Source organism: Pseudoalteromonas sp. SG45-5 (assembly GCF_014164085.1).
GTDB lineage: Bacteria > Pseudomonadota > Gammaproteobacteria > Enterobacterales > Alteromonadaceae > Pseudoalteromonas > Pseudoalteromonas aliena.
Map to the genome: position 1 here is coordinate 1 of NZ_JACJEM010000100.1, position 6,277 is coordinate 6,277.

The 6,277-nt window shown below is 40.0% G+C and carries 5 protein-coding genes and 1 rRNA gene; all 6 read right to left on the reverse strand.

The features are described 5' to 3' along the window. Positions 1–209: 209 nt before the first annotated feature. The 6 genes from ihfA to rrf all read right to left on the reverse strand — a co-directional run bounded on the left by ihfA (position 210) and on the right by rrf (position 6,144). Complete coding sequence (ihfA, locus tag H5119_RS19605) at positions 210–509, reverse strand: integration host factor subunit alpha (protein ID WP_077537572.1); 300 nt, start codon at positions 507–509, stop codon at positions 210–212. Positions 510–511: 2 nt separating this feature from the next. Then, positions 512–2,899 carry a phenylalanine--tRNA ligase subunit beta gene (gene pheT / locus H5119_RS19610; RefSeq protein WP_182703429.1) on the reverse strand — a complete coding sequence of 796 codons (2,388 nt, stop codon included), beginning with the start codon at positions 2,897–2,899 and terminating at the stop codon, positions 512–514. 15 nt (positions 2,900–2,914) lie between these two features. Then, the gene (gene pheS, locus H5119_RS19615) at positions 2,915–3,895 is read right to left on the reverse strand and encodes a phenylalanine--tRNA ligase subunit alpha (RefSeq protein ID WP_182703430.1); all 981 of its coding nucleotides are present in this window, start codon (positions 3,893–3,895) and stop codon (positions 2,915–2,917) included. Between the two features lie 84 nt (positions 3,896–3,979). Further along, positions 3,980–4,690 (reverse strand): DnaA regulatory inactivator Hda, encoded by a 711-nt coding sequence (gene hda, locus H5119_RS19620; RefSeq protein WP_171037557.1) that lies wholly within the window; start codon positions 4,688–4,690, stop codon positions 3,980–3,982. Further along, a complete protein-coding gene (locus H5119_RS19625; protein ID WP_182703431.1) occupies positions 4,690–5,745 on the reverse strand; it encodes a DUF2066 domain-containing protein in 1,056 nt (351 codons plus the stop codon). Before H5119_RS19625 ends, hda begins: the two co-directional genes overlap by 1 nt. 284 nt (positions 5,746–6,029) lie before the next feature. Further along, positions 6,030–6,144, reverse strand: a 5S ribosomal RNA gene (gene rrf, locus H5119_RS19630). Positions 6,145–6,277 lie beyond the last annotated feature (133 nt).

Here is a 6,277-nt window from a genome sequence, read left to right on the forward strand (position 1 = left end):
GAATTTACTTGCAATAGGCCAGCTATTGACGCGTAAGTTCGCCTTGTTTTCACTGAAAATCTCTGGCTAGAGAAAAATAAGTTTAAATATTATTATGATTCAATATATTAGTAAATATCTTAACCAGAGTTCAGGTTAAGTATTATTGCAAATTAATATAAGCAGCTCAGAAGCGTAATTAAAAAAAAGGCAGCTTACGCTGCCTTTTTTTATTTTTCTTTGCTTGTACCCACTTCAACACGGGTTTTGAGCTTCTGACCTGGTCTGAAGGTCACCACACGACGCGCCGAAATAGGAATATCTTCACCTGTTTTCGGATTGCGGCCTGGTCTTTCTTTTTTATCTCGAAGATCAAAGTTACCAAATCCAGAGAGCTTAACCTGCTCGCCTTTTTCTAGCGCTGAGCGGATTTCTTCAAAAAACGCTTCAACTAAATCTTTGGCATCTTTTTTATTGATCCCGAGCTTTTCAAATAGGTGTTCAGCTATGTCGGCTTTAGTAAGCGCCATATCTAGTCCCTCAACGATGCATTAAACTGTTCGGCCAATTCGGCCACCACGTTATCAACTACTAGATTGATATCTTTCTCTTCGAGCGTTCTATCAACCGCTTGCAGTGTTAGAGCAATCGCCAAACTCTTACAATTTGGCTCAATACCTTTGCCCTTATACACATCGAATAAGTTTAGGTCAACCAATTGATTTCCGCCAACTTTTTCGATCGCGCTCAAAATATCACCAGATTGAACGCTGTCCGCCACTAAAATAGCGATGTCGCGGCGATTTGAAGGGAATTTAGACACCCCTTCTGCCTGCGGTAAATTTCTTTTTTCTATTGCTGACATTTCAATTTCAAAAACAAAAGTTGCGTTGTTGATATCTAACGACTTTTGAGTTTGAGGGTGTAAAGCACCAAAAAAACCAACCTTTTTGCCATCAACATAGATTACTGCTGATTGACCAGGGTGAAGTCCATCTGACTGCTCTGCTTTAATTTCAAAGCGAGTAACATCATTAGTAATTGCAAGTAATGCCTCAACATCACCTTTTAAGTCGTAAAAATCAACATTACGTTTTTCTTCAACCCAATGCTCGCCATTTACAAGGCCTGTTATAACACCGCCAATAACCGGTACTTGGTATACACCATTTTCTGCACTTTCGTCGCTTATAAATTTAAGACCATGTTCGAATAAACGAATACGAGGCTGTTGGCGATTTTGGTTATACGTTACAGATGCTAATAAACCCGGCATTAAACTCACGCGCATTGCCGACATTTCAATAGAAATAGGATGCGGTAATACCATTGCTTTACACTCTGGGTGTAAAATAGCTTGGGCTTTAGGATCTACAAAACTGTACGTGATTGCTTCTTGGTAGCCGCGAGTCACTAACGTATTACGAAACTTGCTAAGCGCAATCGTTGCTTCGTTATGTGTCGTCATTTTAAGTTTTGCAGTTGGCGCAACATTAGGAATGCTGTTATAACCGTAAACACGTGCTACTTCTTCAATTAAGTCTTCTTCGATGCGAATATCGAAACGGTAGCTTGGTACATCAGCACTCCAGCTATCATTTTCTACTTTTACATCAAGGCCTAAACGCGTAAGAATATCGGTTACTTTAGCATCTTCAATATGATGACCAATAACGCGGTCTAAACGTGCACGGCGAAGACGTACTTCAGTTACTTTTGGTAGTTTGTCAGCCGCAACGGCTTCAACTACTGGGCCTGCTTGACCGCCTACGATTTCAAGAAGAAGCGCTGTTGCACGTTCCATTGCATCATGTTGTAGAGCAAAATCAACACCGCGTTCATAACGGTGTGAAGCATCGGTGTGTAAGCCGTAGCTACGTGCTTGACCTGCAATTGCTACAGGATTAAAAAACGCGCTTTCAAGTAATATATCAGATGTTTTATCTGTAACACCTGATTGCTCACCACCAAAAATACCCGCAATTGCAAGTGCTTTGTTATGATCGGCTATCACAAGTGTTGTATCGTTTAATTTAGCGGTATTACCATCTAATAAAACAAGTTCTTCACCTGCGTTTGCACTACGAACTTTAATACCACCTTCAATCGCATTTAAATCAAACGCGTGCATTGGGTGGCCAAGTTCAAGTAATACATAGTTAGTCACATCAACAACCGGATCGATTGAACGTACGCCGCTGCGACGTAGCTTTTCAACCATCCAAAGTGGTGTTTCTGCATCTAGATTAATGCCTTTGATCACACGACCAAGGTAACGAGGACATGCGTCTTCGTTAACTAGCTTAATTGATACTTTGTCATCAATTGTTGGAGTAACCGCAGGGATATCTAATACATTTACGTCAATACTGTTTAAAACACCGACTTCACGAGCAAGGCCTTTAATGCCTAAACAATCACCACGATTTGGTGTTAAGTCAACATCAATAATATTGTCATCAAGACCTAGGTAATCACGTAAATCAGTGCCTACTGGCGCATCACTTGGCAACTCCATAATGCCGTCGCCTTCTTCGCTAATGCCTAACTCAACAAAAGCACAAAGCATTCCGTTTGAAGGTTGACCACGTAGTTTGGCTTTTTTGATTTTAAAGTCACCAGGCAGTACAGCGCCTACAGTTGCAACAGCAACTTTGATACCTAAACGACAGTTTGGCGCACCACACACGATATCAAGTAGCTCATCACTACCTACGTTAATTTTAGTAACACGCAGTTTATCTGCATCTGGGTGTTGTCCACATTCAACAACTTCACCTACAACTACGCCATTAAATTTGGCAGCAGCAGGCTCAACGCCATCAACTTCTAGACCAGCCATTGAAAGCTGTTCCGAAAGAGCTTGCGTATCAATAGCAGGATTAACCCACTCTCTTAACCACTTTTCACTAAATTTCATTTTATTGTTTCACTCTTAACGGAACTGGTTTAGGAATTTTAAGTCATTTTCGAAAAATGCACGTAAATCGTTTACGCCATAGCGCAACATAGTTAAGCGCTCTACACCCATGCCAAAAGCAAAGCCGGTGTATTTTTCTGGGTCGATACCCACAGACTTAAGTACATTTGGATGTACCATGCCGCAGCCTAGTACTTCTAACCACTTACCGTCTTTACCCATAACATCTACTTCAGCTGAAGGTTCTGTAAATGGGAAGAATGAAGGACGAAAACGAATTTCCATATCTTCTTCAAAAAAGTTACGTAAAAAATCATGCAAAATACCTTTTAACTCAGTAAAGCTAACATCAGTATCAACCATTAAACCCTCTACCTGATGGAACATAGGTGTATGTGTTTGATCGTAATCGTTACGGTATACACGTCCAGGTGAAATAATGCGCAGTGGTGGCTGCTCAGTTTCCATAGTACGGATTTGCACGCCACTTGTTTGTGTACGTAGTACTAATTTAGGATTAAAATAAAAGGTATCGTGATCAGCACGTGCTGGGTGGTGCTCAGGAATATTTAGCGCATCGAAGTTATGAAAATCATCTTCTATCTCTGGGCCTGATTTAACTTCAAACCCTAACTCACCGAAAAAGCTTTCTATGCGTTCGATAGTTCGTGTGACTGGATGCAAACCGCCAGCTGGCATAACACGCCCTGGTAGAGTTACATCTATAGTTTCAGCCGCTAGCTTTTTTTCAAGTGCTTTACTTGCTAGCAATTCACGCTTTTCGGTGATAGCTGCTTGCACATCTTGTTTAGCTTGGTTTATAACTTGGCCTGCTTCTTTACGTTCTTCAGGTGCTATTTTACCTAACGTTTTAAGTAAGCTAGTGATTTCGCCTTTTTTACCAAGGTAATTAACCCTGATATCTTCTAACTGCGCTATTTCACTGGCACTGGCTACCGCCTCAAGTGCTTGCGCTAATATGTTTTCTAAGTTCATTCGATACCTGATCTTTCACAGAAGGTGATTGCTGTTAAGTAATAGCTTATGATAACTGAAAGCAGGGTCTAGATTCTAGACCTACTACAGCTTTAACGTTGATTTTATAAAAGGAATTGTTAATTTTCGCTGTGCGGCCATCGATGCGTGATCTAATGTGTCGAGTACATCGAGTAAAGCACGCATATCACGGCTTAAGCGCGTCAATAAAAAACGTGCACATTCATCACTTAATTCAAGGCCACGCATATGAGCGCGCTTAACAAGTGCTTGTGCTTTATCATCATCACTCATAGAGCGAATTTGAAAGGTTGTTCCCCACGTTAGCCGAGATTCTAAATCAGGCAGCGTAATATTAAGCATGCTAGGGAGTAAATCAGCAGTTACTACTAACATTTTACCGGGTTCGTTAAACCGGTTAAAAAAGTTAAATAATGCTTTTTCCCATGCATCATTTCCAGCCACTAGGTGTACATCATCAATACATAAAACATCAAGCGCTTCTAAACCATCTAAAACCATAGGTCCAAAATCAATCACTTCGCGCATTGACAATAACATATTAGATAAGCCACGCTCTTGTGCTTTTATACAGGTCGCATACAAAAGGTGAGATTTGCCTGAATCGCCTAACCCACATAAGTAAGTGTACTGGAACGCTTTTGCTAACTTTAAAAAACTATCCTTTAAATGATTAACCTCTAACGAATCTTCCCCACCGAAATACGATGCAAATGTTTCGTCATCCGGTAGTGTTACCGGCAGTGCCATTTGCATAGGATCTGACGTTAACATTATGGCGTTACCCACTGATACTCTAGACTATTTTTATCAACAACATGGTAAAAGTCGCGTGGATCCTTGTAGTCCTTGAACGAAGATTCAAGTCCTAAACCTTTTTTAAGATCGGTAAGGTTTCCCGTGTGATTTAGTTTAAATTCGACAAACTCTGATGTTTTTCGAACAATTGTAACCTGAGTAACAACACTTAAATTCAGTAGTCTACGTTTCGCACGTTCAATATCAACAAAACTTTGTGTGCCTTTCAATGTTAATGTAGCCATTGCTTGTTCATAATAAGCATTTGGATCAATAGCGTACTCACTTGCAAGACCACGCGCTAGCGTATCAATCATTTGGCTAACTATTTGCTGTTTATCGCCCGTTAATCGATTAGAATCAAATAAATCATCATTAGTAAAGCGCCAATCTAAAATCCAATTTTCGCTATCTGTTTCTTTATACATTCTTGCAGTAATACTGCGCTCAGCACTATAACGTCTAGAGGCTTCTTCTACTGGTTCTGAGAAATTACCCCACACCTCTGGAATACCCACTAAACGTCTGTCTTGTAAATCAAGCAAGGGAACAACTACCGGTAAACCACGACGCCCAGCTTTGTCATAAATTAACTGCTCTAATTGCGGGTAGCTTTCTTGAGTTACTAATTCTCTGCGCCAATTGTCTTCAATACCTAACCATATTGCAACTAACGGACGCTGTACTCCCCATAAAGGCAAGTTAAGCTCTTTAATTAATGCATTGATCTTTCGAGCTTCAAATTTAACCACGAGTTTTAATTGTCCATTTGCTCTCTCGTCATATTCAAATTTGAGCATATAATCGGAAATATCTTTCGTGCGCTGCTGTGCTTGCTTGTTTTGATCTGCAGTTTCGTCACCACTTACTTTCACTAAAACATTGAGCAAAGCTTTACGACTCGCTGCTAATCGGGTGTCTCGACTTTTATCATCTACTTTTAAAATATCTTGATATAGATCAGTTACTTCAACTGCCGAAACAGAAAAACAAAATAAAATGGAGATGGCGCTAATTAATAATCTATACACAGGCTGTTAGTTCTTGGTTTTAAACTATTTTGATCCTAAATCAAAGCCACTAACAAAGCAAAATTATATTTGTTATCCATAGTGGTATGTATAATTTTTTTGAATTATTGATTTGGTTTAGAGAGCTCTGAAGTGCAGTCAGCGTGTTTTTAGCGTAGAGAGTCTTATCCTCCTCCGGCCTAGATGCTAGGTATTAATTTGAGTGTACATTGCGCCCCTACTTTTACTTTTCTGCAGACGTAAAAAAGCCCGACTATTTCTAGTCGAGCTTTCTACAATTTGAAGCCTGGTAATGTCCTACTTTCACATAGCAAATGCTACACTATCATCGGCGCTGTTTCGTTTCACTACTGAGTTCGGCATGGAATCAGGTGGGTCCAAAACGCTATTTTCACCAAGCAAATATTGTGCAAAGAATTAATGACAAGCACGTAGTGCTACCATTTTCTTTGCGCAAGGTGCCTCAACTTTAACGCTACGCGCTAAGAGTCACCTCTTGAATTTGGAAAATATCTGATAATATTTTTTAAGT